General features: G+C 55.1%; 13 protein-coding genes. 9 read left to right on the top strand and 4 right to left on the bottom strand.

All coding sequences use genetic code 11. From position 1 onward, the window contains the following. Positions 1-10: 10 nt before the first annotated feature. Complete coding sequence (gene nudE / locus Q7C21_RS10170; RefSeq protein WP_003853003.1) at positions 11-574, bottom strand: ADP compounds hydrolase NudE; 564 nt, start codon at positions 572-574, stop codon at positions 11-13. A 391-nt stretch (positions 575-965) separates the two neighbouring features. Here nudE and Q7C21_RS10175 point away from each other — a divergent pair, with 391 nt between their 5' ends. The 5 genes from Q7C21_RS10175 (at position 966) to pckA (ending at position 7,129) form a co-directional block, all read left to right on the top strand. Then, entirely contained in the window at positions 966-3,101 is a 2,136-nt protein-coding gene (locus tag Q7C21_RS10175; RefSeq protein ID WP_033743308.1) for an intracellular growth attenuator family protein, read from the top strand. A 54-nt stretch (positions 3,102-3,155) separates the two neighbouring features. Continuing rightward, positions 3,156-3,803: a GMP/IMP nucleotidase gene (gene yrfG, locus Q7C21_RS10180; RefSeq protein WP_003853007.1), complete on the top strand. Its 648-nt coding sequence runs from the start codon at positions 3,156-3,158 to the stop codon at positions 3,801-3,803. 13 nt (positions 3,804-3,816) lie between these two features. Further along, positions 3,817-4,218 carry a ribosome-associated heat shock protein Hsp15 gene (gene hslR, locus Q7C21_RS10185; RefSeq protein ID WP_003853009.1) on the top strand — a complete coding sequence of 134 codons (402 nt, stop codon included), beginning with the start codon at positions 3,817-3,819 and terminating at the stop codon, positions 4,216-4,218. Between the two features lie 49 nt (positions 4,219-4,267). Next, positions 4,268-5,134 carry an Hsp33 family molecular chaperone HslO gene (hslO, locus tag Q7C21_RS10190; RefSeq protein WP_003853011.1) on the top strand — a complete coding sequence of 289 codons (867 nt, stop codon included), beginning with the start codon at positions 4,268-4,270 and terminating at the stop codon, positions 5,132-5,134. Between the two features lie 375 nt (positions 5,135-5,509). Beyond that, complete coding sequence (pckA, locus tag Q7C21_RS10195; RefSeq protein WP_039660825.1) at positions 5,510-7,129, top strand: phosphoenolpyruvate carboxykinase (ATP); 1,620 nt, start codon at positions 5,510-5,512, stop codon at positions 7,127-7,129. A gap of 38 nt (positions 7,130-7,167) precedes the next feature. On the opposite strand, the gene envZ is transcribed toward pckA, so the two are convergent. Together envZ and ompR are read right to left on the bottom strand one after the other, a co-directional pair. After that, positions 7,168-8,535, bottom strand: a complete 1,368-nt coding sequence (gene envZ / locus Q7C21_RS10200; protein ID WP_003853013.1) for a two-component system sensor histidine kinase EnvZ — start codon at positions 8,533-8,535, stop codon at positions 7,168-7,170. Then, complete coding sequence (gene ompR, locus Q7C21_RS10205; protein ID WP_003853014.1) at positions 8,532-9,251, bottom strand: two-component system response regulator OmpR; 720 nt, start codon at positions 9,249-9,251, stop codon at positions 8,532-8,534. Before ompR ends, envZ begins: the two co-directional genes overlap by 4 nt. A 537-nt stretch (positions 9,252-9,788) precedes the next feature. On the opposite strand from ompR, the gene yjbE reads away from it, so the two are divergent. The 4 genes from yjbE to Q7C21_RS10225 all read left to right on the top strand — a co-directional run bounded on the left by yjbE (position 9,789) and on the right by Q7C21_RS10225 (position 14,939). Then, positions 9,789-10,037 carry an exopolysaccharide production protein YjbE gene (gene yjbE / locus Q7C21_RS10210; RefSeq protein WP_003853015.1) on the top strand — a complete coding sequence of 83 codons (249 nt, stop codon included), beginning with the start codon at positions 9,789-9,791 and terminating at the stop codon, positions 10,035-10,037. Between the two features lie 184 nt (positions 10,038-10,221). Continuing rightward, positions 10,222-10,695, top strand: a complete 474-nt coding sequence (gene greB / locus Q7C21_RS10215; RefSeq protein WP_003853016.1) for a transcription elongation factor GreB — start codon at positions 10,222-10,224, stop codon at positions 10,693-10,695. A 103-nt stretch (positions 10,696-10,798) separates the two neighbouring features. Then, positions 10,799-13,126: a Tex family protein gene (locus Q7C21_RS10220; RefSeq protein WP_008926271.1), complete on the top strand. Its 2,328-nt coding sequence runs from the start codon at positions 10,799-10,801 to the stop codon at positions 13,124-13,126. Positions 13,127-13,253: 127 nt separating this feature from the next. Then, positions 13,254-14,939 carry an alpha-amylase family glycosyl hydrolase gene (locus tag Q7C21_RS10225; protein WP_375150703.1) on the top strand — a complete coding sequence of 562 codons (1,686 nt, stop codon included), beginning with the start codon at positions 13,254-13,256 and terminating at the stop codon, positions 14,937-14,939. Here the strand turns inward: Q7C21_RS10225 and Q7C21_RS10230 are convergent, their stop codons facing one another. Next, positions 14,940-15,209, bottom strand: a complete 270-nt coding sequence (locus Q7C21_RS10230) for a YdgH/BhsA/McbA-like domain containing protein (RefSeq protein WP_003853019.1) — start codon at positions 15,207-15,209, stop codon at positions 14,940-14,942. Positions 15,210-15,291: the final 82 nt, after the last annotated feature.

Raw genomic sequence — 15,291 nt, forward strand, 5'->3', positions numbered from 1 at the left:
AGCATCCTGTTCAGTAACGCAGCCGTCCCTGTTTCACCAGCCATTCGCGCGCCATAAACAGTGCACTGACATTACGCGCCTCGCGGAAATCGGGTTCGTCCAGCAGCGACAGCATATCGCTGAGCGGCCAGCGGTGGATAATCAGCGGCTCCGGCTCATCACCCTCCAGCTTTTCAGCATAGAGACCTTCCGCGATCACAATATTCATTTTGCTGGAAAAGTAAGAAGGTGCCATGGTGAGCTTGCCCAGCGTGGTAAGCTGATCTGCACCAAAGCCGACTTCTTCTTTCAGTTCGCGCACCGCCGCTTCATTCACGGTTTCGCCTGCATCGATCAGCCCTTTCGGGAAGCCGAGTTCATAGGTTTCCAGTCCGACGGCGTACTCCTGAATCAGGATCAGATGATCATCAATAATCGGCACAATCATCACCGCTTCGCGCTCTGAAGGCTTCATCCGCTCATAGACGCGATGTGCACCATTGCTGAAAGCCAGATCAACCGACTCAATAGTGAATAACCGTGAACGTGCCACGGCGGTGATATTGAGGATGTCAGGTTTTTTTGGAATTTTCATATCAGCCTCAAATTATTCTGCGCCGGCTATCAGTAGCGAATTAGCATACCTAACCGCAGGCAATTGTGCGACAGTCAGACAGTGACGTTATCGTTGCACAGATTCAGTCGGTTGAATAACAGGCTTTAGTTATCAGTTAAGACTAAATTTGCATTAGTCAATACGCTGCGATAAGTTTCAGATAATACCGATATTTAATCCAGTCTGTGCCGGTTACCATTCGGACAAGGCAGGGTTTAACAAATGCCAATCAGATATACGCTGGCACTATTTCATCGGGTGTCTGACTCCTCAGGGTTATATAATCTTTCGGAATGTCTCTTTTATAGTGAGCATAACCGGGAGCGAAAGTTTAAAGTGAAGGCAGCATTTTGGCTGAATTGAGCAGAGCATGAGCACAATCTTGATGATCCTGGCCATAGTGCTGACCTGTTCAATCCTGGCAGGCATGGGGTTTTGGTACGCTATGCGGCATCGTCCGCCGTTGGCGAAACCACTGCCATTCATCAGTCCGCCCTGCCGTAAGCTCTCTCCGCAGGAACGTGAGGCTGTCGATAAGTATGTCGCCGCGCTGGAAAAACAACTCAGTACGCCTGTCACTACCCATAAGCGAAGCGCGTCTGAACGGCTGACGCTGACAGCGCAGAGCAACAATGTCTATCCGGTTACCCGCGCAATTACCCGTTACGGCCTCTCTACAGACGATCCCCATAAATGGCGCTATTACCTGGATGAGGTTGAAGTTCATCTGCCGCCGCTGTGGGAACAGTACATTACCGACGAAAACTATGTGGAGTTAATCCGCACCCAATCTATTCCGCTGGTGATCTCGCTGAACGGCCACTCGCTGGTTGATTACGCTGTGGATCAGCAATCGCTGCCTGTGCTCATGCGTCCTGTGTCCACCAACGCCTCAATCCGCAAAGCAGAAACAGAAAATGTTGAGCTGCTGCAGGTGCGTAAAGAGACGCCAGAAGAGTATCGTCTGTCGCGGCCAGACGGCACGCGTGAAGCGGTGACGATCTCTCTGGCCTTCTTACTGTTCTTCTTCAGCCTGTTAGTGCCTGCCACGCTGATGATCTGGCTGGTGTTGACGGGGACATTAATGATTGGCGCCAGCCTCTGGCTGCTTTATCGCATTCCCGGCGAGCGCGGACTGCGTGATATACACTGCCTGCGCGGCGCACCAAAACGCTGGGGTCTGTTCAGTGAATCGAACCAGGAGCAGAGCAATATCACGCTGGGCATTATTGACCTTGCCTATCCGCCACATTGGCAGCCTTACGTCGCACACGATCTCGGTCAGGTAACGGATGTCGAGATCTACCTTAATCGTCAGGTGGTGCGTCAGGGTCGCTTCCTGTCGCTACAGGATGAGGTCAAAAACTTCCCTATCCAGCGCTGGCGGAAAAACGTGGTGCTGGCGTGTGGTTCACTGTTGGTGCTGACTATGCTGGTCACCTGGATCCCGCTCACGATGCCGATTAAACTCAGTCTGGCCTGGGCAAGAGGGACCGACAGCCTGGAGGTCAGCAGCGTTGATAAGCTCAGCAACGTGGCACTGAACATTGGCGATAACCTCAAAGTGAGTGGCACCGGTATGTGTTCAGTGCCGGACAACTATCAGAGCAACCGCAGCTACGCCTACATGCCGTTCGACTGTTCGGCGATCTACTGGAATAACGCGACGCCACTGCCGCAGCCGCAATCGGACATTATTGATAAAGCGGCGGCGCTGCTGGAGACCACCACAAAGCAGCTGCATCCCGAAACCAATACTGACCCTAAACTGAACCCACAGCTGGCTTCCGCGATTCAAAAGTCCGGAATGATTTTGCTGGATGACTTCTCAGATCTGGTGATGAAAACGCAGGATCTCTGCAATCAGCCGCAGGATTGTATGCGGCTGAAAAACGCCCTGGTAAACCTTGGCAATGCCAAAGACTGGGAAGCTTTGATGCGTCGGGCAGATTCCGGTCAGTTAAACGGCATGAATGTGCTGCTGCGCCCGGTGAGTGCGGAAGCGCTGGAAAACCTGGTTAATACCGCTACATCCACCTTCTTTTTCCGCGAAACCCGTCGGGCGGCAGAAAATCTTAACAGCCCGCCGCCAGGGGGATTCCTGATCGTCAGCGACGAAGGTCGCCAGTTAGTGAATCAGCCGCAGCCCACCGTATCGCTGTTTGATCTCGATCCGCCTTCTCAGTGGCGTGAGCTGCAACGACTCTCCACCGTACTGCTGCATACACCTTTCAGCGCCAGCGGCATCATCACCAGCATTTCAACGGATGCCAACGGCACGCGTCACATTGTCCTGCACAATGAACCGGATGCCATGGCGCAGTGGCGCTATCTCGGCACCGTATTGCTGCTTCTGATGCTGCTGACCTGTGGGATAATTAACGGCTTACTGGCGCTTCGCCGCATGCACCGTAATCGCCAGCGCATGATCGATATCCAGCAGTATTACGAAAAGTGTTTCAACCATAACCTTGGCACTTTGCAGGGTGTGCGCTCGATATTCTGAGTCCTGCCCTTCTGTGCTACCCTGTCGCCCGGTTTTTTCACAGGGTGAACCTGGATGCTCAACTGGTCTGAGATTGATACCGTGCTGCTCGACATGGATGGCACGCTGCTGGATTTGGCGTTTGATCGTCACTTCTGGCTGGAGCATGTGCCTGAACAGCTCAGCCAGCAACGCGGCATCAGCCGGGCGGAAGCCGACGCGATCATTGCGGAAAAATATCAGGCCGTCGCCCATACGCTAAACTGGTATTGTCTGGATTACTGGGCAGACGCGCTGAAGCTGGATATCCGTGCCATGACGCTGGCGATGCGCAGCCTAATTGCCCTGCGTGACGATACGCTGCCTTTTTTGCAGGCGCTGCGTCGCGCGGGCAAGTCCACCATCCTGCTGACCAACGCGCATCCTTACAATCTGGACGTCAAACTGGCGCAGACAGGTTTAGCGCCGCACCTTGATTTATTACTTTCCACCCATACCTTTGGGTATCCGAAAGAAGACCAACGTTTATGGCAGGCGGTACAACAGCACACCGGCTTTTCTGCGGCGCGCACGCTGTTTATCGATGACAACGAAGTGATTCTGGATGCTGCAACGTTATGGGGCATCGGCTGGTGCTTAGGCGTGAAGAACCCTGATTCGGGTCGTCCTGAGCAAATCTTTCAGCGTCACCGGGCCACTGGCGATTACCGGACGCTGATCTGAGTCAGGAGCAGCAATGAAAGAGAAAAGCAGCGAAGAGGTCCGCCTCGACAAGTGGCTGTGGGCCGCGCGCTTCTACAAAACCCGGGCGATTGCGCGGGAGATGATTGAAGGCGGCAAAGTCCATTACAACGGCCAGCGAAGCAAACCCGGCAAAGTGGTGGAACTGAATGCGGAACTGACACTGCGTCAGGGCAATGATGAACGCACCGTGATCGTGGCGGATATCAGCGCCCAGCGCCGTCCCGCCAGTGAGGCCCAGCAGCTCTATCGCGAAACCGATGCCAGCATTGAAAAACGCGAAAAAATGGCGCAGGCGCGCAAACTCAATGCGCTGACTATGCCCCATCCCGATCGGCGACCTGACAAAAAAGAGCGTCGCGATTTGATGAAGTTTAAATTATCGGGCGATGAATAACGCCGTCTTCGCTGACGCACCGTCGCCCCGTTCCAGTGAGAGAAAAAATATGTCAGTCCAGGATCAACTGCACCGTTATCTGTTTGAAAATGCCGCCGTGCGCGGCGAGCTGGTGAATGTCTCTGACACCTGGCGTGAAACCGTGAAAAACCACGACTATCCGGCCCCGGTTAAAACGCTGCTGGGTGAGATGCTGGTGGCGACCAGCTTACTGACCGCCACGCTGAAGTTTGATGGCGAAATCACCGTACAGCTGCAGGGTGACGGTCCGCTGTCGCTGGCCGTGATCAACGGCAACAACAATCAGGAGCTGCGTGGCGTTGCGCGCATCAAAGGCGATATCCCGGACGACAGCACCCTGAAAAGCATGGTGGGCAACGGTTATCTGGTGATCACGATTTCGCCTGAAAAGGGTGAACGTTACCAGGGTGTAGTGGGGCTGGAAGGTGAAACCCTGGCAGCGTGCCTGGAAGATTACTTCATGCGCTCAGAGCAGCTGCCAACGCGTCTGTTTATCCGCACCAGCGACAAAGGCGCCGCCGGTATTCTGCTGCAGGTGCTGCCCGCGCAGGACACAGAGAAAGAGGTCTTCGAGCACCTTGCGACGCTGACCGAAACCATTAAAACAGAAGAGCTGATCGATCTGCCTGCCAATGAAGCGCTCTGGCGTCTCTATCATCAGGAAGAGGTTACCCTCTACGATCCGCAGCCGGTGATCTACAAATGTACCTGCTCGCGTGAACGTTGCGGCGAAGTGCTGACTACGCTGCCACAGGAAGAAGTGGACGAGATCATCGCGGAAGATGGCAAAATCGACATGCACTGTGACTATTGCGGTTCAAACTACGTGTTTGATGCTGTCGATATCGCCGGTATTCGCAGCCACTCCCTTGAGAATGATGACCGTCTGCATTGATTTGATTGTTCGGGCGGCGTCTGCCGCCCCTTCTCCTCTCCCCCTTTCCTATCCCCATAATTTTCCAGACAAATTATCTTTTTTTACTTTCATAACATCTTTTAAACGTTCGAAACATAGCCTTAACGCGCCCTGAGTCGCATTTTTAGATCACTGCCCTTTTTCCCGTAACGCAGAAGAGTAAACTGCGCGCGATCGTGCAAACGCCCGGAAGCCAGAGGCAGATGCCCTGAAAAGTCCGGTTCTCTTTGCAGGCTGTCGTGACGAAGCGCAGTGGACTGTCAGTGATTCGCCGCACCTGATGCAACAGCCGGTTGGCACGATCCCAACCTATCTCTGCTTTGCAGAACAGACACCGATTTAAGGAGCAGTAAAATGCGCGTTAACGGCCTGACCTCGCAAGACCTTGCCGCTTTGGGCATCGTGGATACCACGGAAGTGGTTTACAACCCTGATTACGACACACTATTTCAGGAAGAGACGCGCCCGGACCTGGAAGGTTTTGCTCGTGGCACCCTGACGCAGAGCGGCGCGATTGCAGTAGACACCGGGATTTTCACCGGGCGATCGCCTAAGGATAAGTACATTGTGCGTGATGACACCACGCGCGATACCCTGTGGTGGAACGACCAGGGCACCGGCAAAAACGACAATCAGCCTCTGTCGCAGGAGACCTGGAACGCACTGAAAAGCTGCGTCACCCGCCAGCTTTCCGGCAAGCGTCTGTTTGTTGTGGATGCGTTCTGCGGGGCCAATGCCGATTCACGTCTGAGCGTACGTTTCGTCACCGAGGTCGCCTGGCAGGCGCACTTCGTGAAGAATATGTTCATCCAGCCTGACGATGCTGAGCTGGCCGACTTCAAACCTGACTTTGTGGTGATGAACGGAGCTAAATGCACCAATCCTGACTGGCAGGCGCAGGGTCTTAACTCAGAGAACTTTGTCGCTTTCAATCTGACTGAGCGTATGCAGCTGATTGGCGGAACCTGGTACGGCGGCGAGATGAAGAAAGGTCTGTTCGCCATCATGAACTACCTGCTGCCGCTGAAAGGCATCGCCTCCATGCACTGCTCTGCTAACGTGGGTAAAGCAGGTGATGTGGCGGTCTTCTTTGGCCTTTCGGGTACCGGCAAAACCACCCTATCCACCGATCCTGATCGCCAGCTGATTGGCGATGATGAACACGGCTGGGACGATGATGGCGTGTTTAACTTTGAAGGCGGTTGCTACGCCAAAACCATCAACCTCTCTGAGCAGGCTGAGCCGGAGATCTACCGCGCCATTCGCCGCAACGCGCTGCTGGAAAATGTGGTGGTACGCGAAGATGGCAGCATTGATTACGCAGATGGCAGCAAAACGGAAAACACCCGCGTCTCCTATCCGATCAATCACATCGACAATATCGTGCAGCCGGTCTCAAAAGCGGGCCACGCGAAGAAAGTGATTTTCCTGACCGCCGATGCGTTTGGCGTGTTGCCACCGGTTTCACGTCTGACGCCGGAGCAGACACAGTATCATTTCCTGTCAGGATTTACGGCCAAACTGGCCGGTACCGAGCGTGGCGTGACGGCACCCACCCCAACCTTCTCCGCCTGTTTCGGCGCGGCATTTCTGACGCTGCATCCGACGCAGTACGCTGAAGTGCTGGTGAAGCGAATGGAAGCGTCCGGTGCGCAGGCTTACCTGGTGAACACTGGCTGGAACGGCAGCGGCAAACGCATCTCACTGAAAAATACCCGCGCCATCATCAATGCGATCCTGGCGGGTGAGCTGGATGATGCGCCAACGGAAACGCTGCCGATCTTTAATCTGCAGATGCCGGTTGCGCTGGGCGAGCTGGATAGTGACACGCTGGATCCGCGTCGTAGCTGGGAGAGTGAAGAGAAGTGGACTGCTGCTGCCGAGGGTCTGGCACAGCGCTTTATTGATAACTTCGACAAGTACACCGATAACGCCGCAGGTGCTGCGCTGGTGAAAGCGGGCCCGCAACGCTAAAAGAACCGGCGCGGCAATAACAGTGCCGCGCCGTTTTTTTATCCCGACACGCTGTTGCTGCCGTTGTTGTGGCTCAGCGCCATGCTTTCCACTAACGGCAACCAGGCACGAATACGCAAACCTCCGCGCTCGCTCTCGCCAATCTCCAGCGAGCCCTGATGAGCATCGATAATACGCTGTACAATCGCCAGACCGAGACCGGTACCGCTGGTGCTGCGGGCACTGTCGCCCCGCACAAACGGCTGGAACAGATGCGCCAGCTGATCCGGCTTGATGCCAGGGCCATCATCTTCTACCTGAAACCACGCGCGATGCAGTTCCCGTCCGCTGCTGACCTTGATCCAGCCATTGCCATATCGCGCGGCATTAACCACCAGGTTAGCCAGCGCCCGTTTAATCGACAGCGGGTTGATATCCAGCATAAGCTCTTCCGGCATCACTGCATTTTCGATTTCACGTTCATAGCCACTTTCAGCCGCCACCACTTCGCCCAGCACGCTGTTCAGATCCGCGCGCTCGGTCTGCATCTCCTGACCAGTGCGCAGATAGTCGATGAACTGCTCAATGATGGCGTTGCACTCTTCGATATCTTTATTAATCGATTCGGCAAGATAGCCATCCTGCTCGCTCATCATCTCGGTGGCGAGACGAATGCGGGTCAGCGGCGTTCGCAAATCATGGCTGACGCCCGCCATTAACAGCGTACGGTCATCCGCCAGCTGCTTCACCCCGGCTGCCATCTGGTTAAAGGCACGGGTCACCGATCGTACTTCTGACGCGCCATACTCGCGCAGCGGCGGCGGAATAATCCCGCGCCCGACCTGCAGGGCGGCGTGCTCCAGATCCACCAGGGGTCGGTTCTGGATACGGATAAACAGCCAGGCACCGCCTATCGCCAGTAGCATAATCGCCAGGGTATAGCGGAACAGCGGGGAGAAGTCGCCCTGATGAATTTCAGTCAGCGGCACCCGCACCCAGATATCGGGCGACAGCCAGGTTTTCAGCCAGACCACCGGCGAGTTTTTGTTAACCTCAACCCGGACATCGGTCGGACCGCCAAGCTGCTGTCCCATCTGCTCGCTCAGGAATTCATAATGCTGCGCCCAGCGCAATCCGCTCTCCTCTGCTGCTGCATTGGTGTAGAGCGAGATCCCCAGTTCGCGATAGATTTCCCGGCGAAACGCCGGTGGCACTTCCAGCTGCGTGCCATCCTCCAGCTGCAACCGGTCGGTCATCAGCATACGAACTTCGTAAGCGAGCACCTTATTGAACTGTTGCAGACTGGGAAGAATGGCGAAGTTCAGCACCACCAGATAGGTCGTTACCAGGCTGACGAACAGCAGGGTAACGATCAGCAGCAGGGTGCGGGCAAACGAACTCCGTGGCGAGAAGCGCAGTCGCTTCATGCTTTACTGCCGTCCGGCACAAAGACGTAGCCCAGACCCCAGACGGTCTGAATATAACGCGGATGCGCAGGATCCTCTTCCACCATGCGACGCAGGCGGGAGATCTGAACGTCAATCGAACGTTCCATGGCGCTGTATTCACGGCCACGCGCCAGGTTCATCAGCTTGTCGCGAGACAGCGGCTCACGCGGATGGCTTACCAGTGCTTTCAGCACGGCAAACTCACCACTGGTCAGCGGCATCGGCTCATCTTCACGGAACATTTCGCGAGTGCCGAGGTTCAGTTTGAATTTGCCAAAGGCAATAATCGCCTCTTCCTGCGAAGGTGCACCTGGCAGTTCATTGGCCTGACGACGCAGTACCGCCCGGATACGCGCCAGCAGCTCACGCGGGTTAAACGGTTTGGGAATATAGTCGTCAGCGCCGATCTCCAGCCCCACGATACGATCCACTTCTTCACCCTTAGCCGTCACCATAATGATTGGCATCGGGTTGCTCTGGCTGCGCAGACGACGGCAGATAGAGAGGCCATCTTCACCTGGCAACATCAGGTCGAGCACCATCAGATGGAAGGATTCACGGGTTAACAGGCGATCCATCTGCTCAGCATTAGCGACACTGCGCACCTGAAAGCCCTGCTCGGTGAGATAGCGTTCAAGCAGTGCACGCAGACGCATATCGTCATCGACGACCAGAATTTTGTAGTTCTCTTGCATTTTCAACTCCCAAAGGCGCTATTGCCTGAACCAACATTGTTAAAAAAAGATGCCTTATAGTGACAGTCATTATTGGTTTATATTCTAGCCAAAATTGTTACAAAGCATATTAAACAGGGGCTTATATTTGATTTAAGGCGTTTTGGGGTCAGTTTTAGCGCTTTTAACCCCGCCCGACAGCCGATACGGCAAATCTGAAAAAAAGGCCCTATTTCTCTGAATCGCTGGCGTTGGAAGCGTGCCAGCTTTTAATCAATGTATTAATTCAGTGAGTTAGCAGATAATTTGACTTAATGATCAGCCATCACTGTGAATATGCTCCAGATAATCTACCTCAACCACAGCCAGACAGCATAATATTCCAGCAACCCCGCATAATGCCCGACGCTCCTCTCGGATTAGTTTCAGTCGTGCCATTAGCAAGGCCAGTTGTAATTAAAGTCCTTTAAATCAATCAGTAAAGCCAACTTTTCGCCTTCCCCTTTTTAAACCAGACTGCTCAGGCAACATTCGATGTCTCAACGGGGATTACATACAATGAAAAAAACAATTTTACTGCTGAGCGCGCTGGCCTTAGGCAGCGTCAGCCCAGGTTATGCAGCCACTGCAACCGGTGAAGCGGCCGGCGCAGCAGCGACAACAACAGCACAAGGTAACTCTAACGCCATCGGTGTTGGCGCAGTCGCAGCCCTGCTGGGCGTAGCACTGGCCACCATGGGCGGCGGCGGCGGTGACGGTCACAGCACCGGCACATCGACCACCACGGCGACCCACGCCGGAAAATAAGTTTACGCACGCTTTTTCGCCGGCTTCAGATGACTGGCTCTATTTCAATCACAGCACCAACCCTTTCGCCGCCGGGGAAATCAACGTGGGTTTTTAACCTTTAAAAACCCTTTCCCCGACTCTTTTTTGCCGCGCCCTCTTTGCCTTACACTGTCGCTCTTTAGATCTCTCTGGCCGGTATAGCATGAAAACCCGACTCATTACCCGCGAAGGCTTCGACAAACTGAAAGCGGAACTCGACTATTTATGGCGTGAAGAGCGACCGGAAGTGACAAAGAAAGTCACCTGGGCTGCCAGCCTTGGCGATCGCAGTGAAAATGCCGACTACCAGTACAACAAAAAACGGCTGCGTGAAATTGATCGCCGCGTACGCTATCTGACCAAAAGCCTTGAGCAGCTGCGAATCGTTGATTACTCACCCCAGCAGGATGGCAAAGTATTCTTTGGTGCCTGGGTGGAAATTGAAAACGATGAGGGCGACCTCAAACGCTTCCGCATTGTGGGCTACGACGAGATTTTTGGCCGCAAAGATTACATCTCCATCGACTCACCTATGGCGCGGGCGCTGCTGAAAAAAGAGGTCGGTGATGCCGCCACTGTTGAGACACCCGTGGGTCCGGCGCTGTGGTATGTCAACGCCATTGACTACCCGCAATAACGATTCAGATTATCGCTGAAAGCCGCCCGCTTCTCTGGCAATTTTAACCATCAATCCGTATAACTGTCGGCTATTTCTCAACCCGGAAAGCAAGACAGTCCTGATGATGAAAGTTCTGAGCCAGATAATTGCCAGTGAGCTACAGGCGCGACCAGAGCAGGTTGACGCCGCCGTTCGCCTGTTAGATGAAGGGAATACCGTGCCGTTTATCGCACGCTATCGTAAAGAGGTAACCGGCGGGCTGGATGACACCCAACTGCGTCAGCTGGAAACCCGTCTCAGCTATCTGCGCGAACTTGAAGATCGACGCCAGTCGATTCTGAAGTCGATTGACGATCAGGGAAAACTCACTGACGACCTCGCCCGCGCCATCAACACCACCCTCAGCAAAACCGAGCTTGAAGACCTCTACCTGCCCTACAAACAGAAACGCCGGACGCGTGGACAGATCGCTATTGAAGCCGGTCTGGAACCGCTGGCGGACACGCTCTGGCAGGAGCCCTCTCACATCCCTGAGCAACTTGCTGAACAGTATGTCGATGCGGACAAAGGCGTTGCTGACGTCCGTGCCGCGCTGGATGGTGCCCGCTATATTCTGATGGAGCGTTTCGCCGAGGATGCCGCGCTGCTGGCCAAAGTGCGTAACTATCTGTGGAAAAATGCCCATCTGGTGTCACGTGTGGTGGAAGGCAAAGAGGAAGCGGGCGCGAAGTTCCGTGACTACTTTGACCACCACGAAGCGCTGAGCAGTGTGCCGTCACACCGTGCGCTGGCGATGCTGCGTGGCCGTAACGAAGGCGTACTGCAACTGTCGCTGAATGCTGACCCGCAGTTTGATGAAGCACCACGTGAAAGCCACGGCGAAACGCTGATCGCTGAACACCTGAATCTGCGCCTGAACAACGCGCCAGCCGACAGCTGGCGTAAAGCGGTGGTGAGCTGGACGTGGCGCATCAAGGTGATGCTGCATCTGGAAACGGAGTTGATGGGTACAGTGCGCGAACGCGCAGAAGACGAAGCCATTAACGTCTTTGCCCGCAACCTGCACGATTTGCTGATGGCGGCGCCAGCGGGCATGCGCGCCACTATGGGACTGGATCCCGGCCTGCGCACCGGCGTTAAAGTCGCGGTGGTCGATGCCACCGGTAAAGTCGTGGCGACCGATACCGTCTATCCGCACACCGGCCAGACTGCCAAAGCCGCCGCTGCCGTCGCCGCGCTCTGCATTAAGCATCAGGTTGAGCTGGTGGCGATTGGCAACGGAACCGCCTCACGTGAAACCGAGCGCTTCTTCCTGGATTTGCAGCAGCAGTTCCCGCAGGTGACGGCGCAGAAAGTCATTGTCAGTGAAGCCGGCGCCTCCGTTTACTCGGCCTCTGAACTGGCGGCGCTGGAGTTCCCGGATCTCGATGTTTCACTACGTGGCGCGGTGTCTATCGCACGACGTCTGCAGGATCCGCTGGCTGAGCTGGTGAAAATCGACCCGAAATCCATCGGTGTCGGTCAGTACCAGCATGACGTCAGTCAGAGCCAGCTGGCGAAGAAACTCGACGCCGTGGTAGAGGATTGCGTGAACGCCGTCGGCGTTGACCTCAACACCGCCTCGGTGCCGCTGCTGACCCGCGTCGCGGGCCTGACGCGCATGATGGCGCAGAACATTGTCGGCTGGCGTGACGAGAATGGCCGCTTCCAGAACCGCCAGCAGTTGCTGAAAGTGAGTCGTCTTGGGCCAAAAGCCTTTGAACAGTGTGCGGGCTTCCTGCGCATCAACCACGGTGATAACCCGCTGGATGCCTCAACGGTTCACCCGGAAGCGTATCCGGTCGTCGAACGTATTCTGGCCGCCACCGAGCAGGCCCTCAGCGATCTGATGGGTAATGCTGGCAGCCTGCGTAACCTCAGCCCGCGCGATTTTATTGATGAGCGTTTTGGTCTGCCGACCGTTACCGACATCATGAAAGAGCTGGAGAAACCGGGTCGCGATCCGCGTCCTGAGTTTAAGACTGCGCAGTTTGCGGAAGGCGTTGAAACACTGAACGATCTGACGCCGGGCATGATCCTTGAAGGTGCCGTCACCAACGTCACTAACTTCGGTGCGTTTGTGGATATCGGCGTGCATCAGGATGGCCTGGTGCATATCTCGTCGCTTTCTGATCGCTTCGTGGAAGATCCCCATCAGGTGGTGAAAGCCGGCGATATCGTCAAAGTGAAAGTGATGGAAGTCGATCTCCAGCGTAAACGTATCGCCCTCACCATGCGTCTTGATGAGCAGCCAGGCGAAGGCAATGCACGGGGTGGCGCGAAGAATGCCGCGCCGCGCGAAGAGAAACGTCCGGCTGCAGGTAAAGGCCGTCCGCGTCCAGCCAGCGCATCCGCAGGCAACAGTGCAATGGGTGATGCACTGGCTGCGGCATTCGGTAAAAAACGCTAAGCTTTTCAGGGGGCCGCATCAGGCCCCCTCTTCACACGCTTTCCCCCGGTTGAAAATCCCCATCATCGCGCTACGCTAAAAAGAAGCCTGTCATAAAAACAACACCTGCTGTGGCACCCAATTCACGATGGAAACGATCACCGATCTGATTGATAAGATTTATGCTGGCACATTCCCGGAGGCGACCTTAGCGCGCCTGAAGGCTGACATTGCCACAGCCCGCGAGGCGATTAAGCTGCCGCGCAAGGCCCACTGGGATGAGCAGGATGTGGTGCTCATCACCTACGCCGACCAGTTTCGTGAAACCGATAAACCCACGCTCAATACCTTTTCCCGTTTCTATCAGCAGCACCTGCAATCCACCTTTCCGTTGGTTCACCTGCTACCTTTTTTCCCCTGGTCGTCCGACGACGGATTTTCGGTGATTAATTACCACGAGGTCGATCCGGTGTGTGGCGACTGGCAGGATATTTCGCGTTTGCATCAGGAAACCCGCCTGATGTTCGACTTCGTCTGCAATCATATGTCGGCAAAAAGCGCCTGGTTCAGCCACTTTCTGGCGCAGGATCCCGGCTGGGACGATTTCTTTATCAGCATGCCACCCTCCACGGATCTCAGCGCCGTGACGCGCCCACGCACCTCGCCGCTGCTGACACCGTTTAAGATGGCGGATGGTGATACCCGCTTCATCTGGACCACCTTCAGTGCCGACCAGATTGATCTTAACTTTGCCAATCCTGAGGTATTGTTGCGCATGGTCAACGTGTTGCTCGACTACCTGGTCCGTGGCGCCGACTATGTGCGCCTTGATGCGGTCGGCTATATGTGGAAAACGCCAGGCACGCGCTGTATTCATCTGGAAAAGACCCATCAACTGGTGAAGCTGTTCCGCGCGATTGCCAACCATGTCGCGCCAGGTACGGTGATTATTACCGAGACTAACGTGCCGCATCAGGACAACATCAGCTACCTGGGCAACGGGCACGATGAAGCGCAGATGGTTTATCAGTTTTCGCTGCCGCCACTGGTGCTGCATGCCATTCACACCGGCTCGGCGCGCGCGTTGCGGCAGTGGGCCAGCTCACTGGATCTCAGTAGTAATGACACCACTTTCTTCAACTTCCTGGCGTCTCACGATGGTATCGGGCTGAATCCGGCGCGCGGCATCCTGTCTGAAGTGGAGATTGTGTCGCTGGTGCGCGACCTGGCGCTGGAGGGCGCGCTGGTCTCCTATAAAAATAACCCTGACGGTAGCACCAGCCCCTATGAAATTAATGTCACGTTTCTGGATGCGCTGAACCGTGAAGCGGATGATGATGCCACGCGGCTGAAACGCTTCCTGCTGGCCCATGCGATTCTGCTGGTCTTTCCTGGCGTGCCGGCCATCTATGTCCAGAGCATTCTGGGCGGTCGTAACCATTATGATGGCGTGCGGGCCGCCGGACATAACCGGGCGATTAACCGTCAGAAGTATGATTTACAGCAGATTGAGGCGGCCCTGGCGGGTGGTGACTGGCTGCGTCAGCAGATTTATACCCGACTCAGCCAGTTGATCCAGCTGCGTCGTCGTCAGCCCGCATTCCATCCTGATAATCCGATGACGATCTACGACAGCGAAAACGCCCTGCTGGTGCTCAGCCGTCATCAGCCAGAAAGCGGCGGCGGATTGCTATGCGTGTTTAATCTGAGTGGCCGGTCAGTGGAAACGCGATTGCCGGTGGCGCATACGTTGCAGGATGTGGTGAGCGGAGAGAAGATTGATGGCACCCAGCCGGTTAAGCTGGATGCCTGGCAGTTCATGTGGCTGCGTTAATTACTTGTAGACTTCAGCCGTTGCACTGAATTTACCGTGTTCGCGACCGGCGATCACCAGGTAGTATTTCCCGCCTTTTTCGTCAGCGAGCTTAGACAGTACTTTTTTAGCATCCATTGGCGAGGTGGTTTCCGCTGTGGTGTTAACGGTGCCAATTTTCTGCAGGTTCATTGTCTTAACTTCTTCTTTGGTGACTTCCTTCGCTGCCATCGCAGAAAATGAAATCGCGCCCATCATCATTGAAGCCACAACCCATTTAAAAACCTTCATTATGTTTACCCTCATTCATGATCCATTGTGAGATGTAAGCAGCCGCTAAACGCGTAAGGCAGTATGGAACGGCATAGTCATT

Source organism: Pantoea sp. ANP04 (genome assembly GCF_041982285.1).
Taxonomy (GTDB): domain Bacteria; phylum Pseudomonadota; class Gammaproteobacteria; order Enterobacterales; family Enterobacteriaceae; genus Pantoea; species Pantoea eucalypti.

Coding starts and splice junctions, on each gene's coding strand:
- nudE (WP_003853003.1), bottom strand. CDS start 574: ATGAAAATTCCAAAAAAACCTGACATCCTCAATATCACCGCCGTGGCA.
- Q7C21_RS10175 (WP_033743308.1), top strand. CDS start 966: ATGAGCACAATCTTGATGATCCTGGCCATAGTGCTGACCTGTTCAATC.
- yrfG (WP_003853007.1), top strand. CDS start 3,156: ATGCTCAACTGGTCTGAGATTGATACCGTGCTGCTCGACATGGATGGC.
- hslR (WP_003853009.1), top strand. CDS start 3,817: ATGAAAGAGAAAAGCAGCGAAGAGGTCCGCCTCGACAAGTGGCTGTGG.
- hslO (WP_003853011.1), top strand. CDS start 4,268: ATGTCAGTCCAGGATCAACTGCACCGTTATCTGTTTGAAAATGCCGCC.
- pckA (WP_039660825.1), top strand. CDS start 5,510: ATGCGCGTTAACGGCCTGACCTCGCAAGACCTTGCCGCTTTGGGCATC.
- envZ (WP_003853013.1), bottom strand. CDS start 8,535: ATGAAGCGACTGCGCTTCTCGCCACGGAGTTCGTTTGCCCGCACCCTG.
- ompR (WP_003853014.1), bottom strand. CDS start 9,251: ATGCAAGAGAACTACAAAATTCTGGTCGTCGATGACGATATGCGTCTG.
- yjbE (WP_003853015.1), top strand. CDS start 9,789: ATGAAAAAAACAATTTTACTGCTGAGCGCGCTGGCCTTAGGCAGCGTC.
- greB (WP_003853016.1), top strand. CDS start 10,222: ATGAAAACCCGACTCATTACCCGCGAAGGCTTCGACAAACTGAAAGCG.
- Q7C21_RS10220 (WP_008926271.1), top strand. CDS start 10,799: ATGATGAAAGTTCTGAGCCAGATAATTGCCAGTGAGCTACAGGCGCGA.
- Q7C21_RS10225 (WP_375150703.1), top strand. CDS start 13,254: ATGGAAACGATCACCGATCTGATTGATAAGATTTATGCTGGCACATTC.
- Q7C21_RS10230 (WP_003853019.1), bottom strand. CDS start 15,209: ATGAAGGTTTTTAAATGGGTTGTGGCTTCAATGATGATGGGCGCGATT.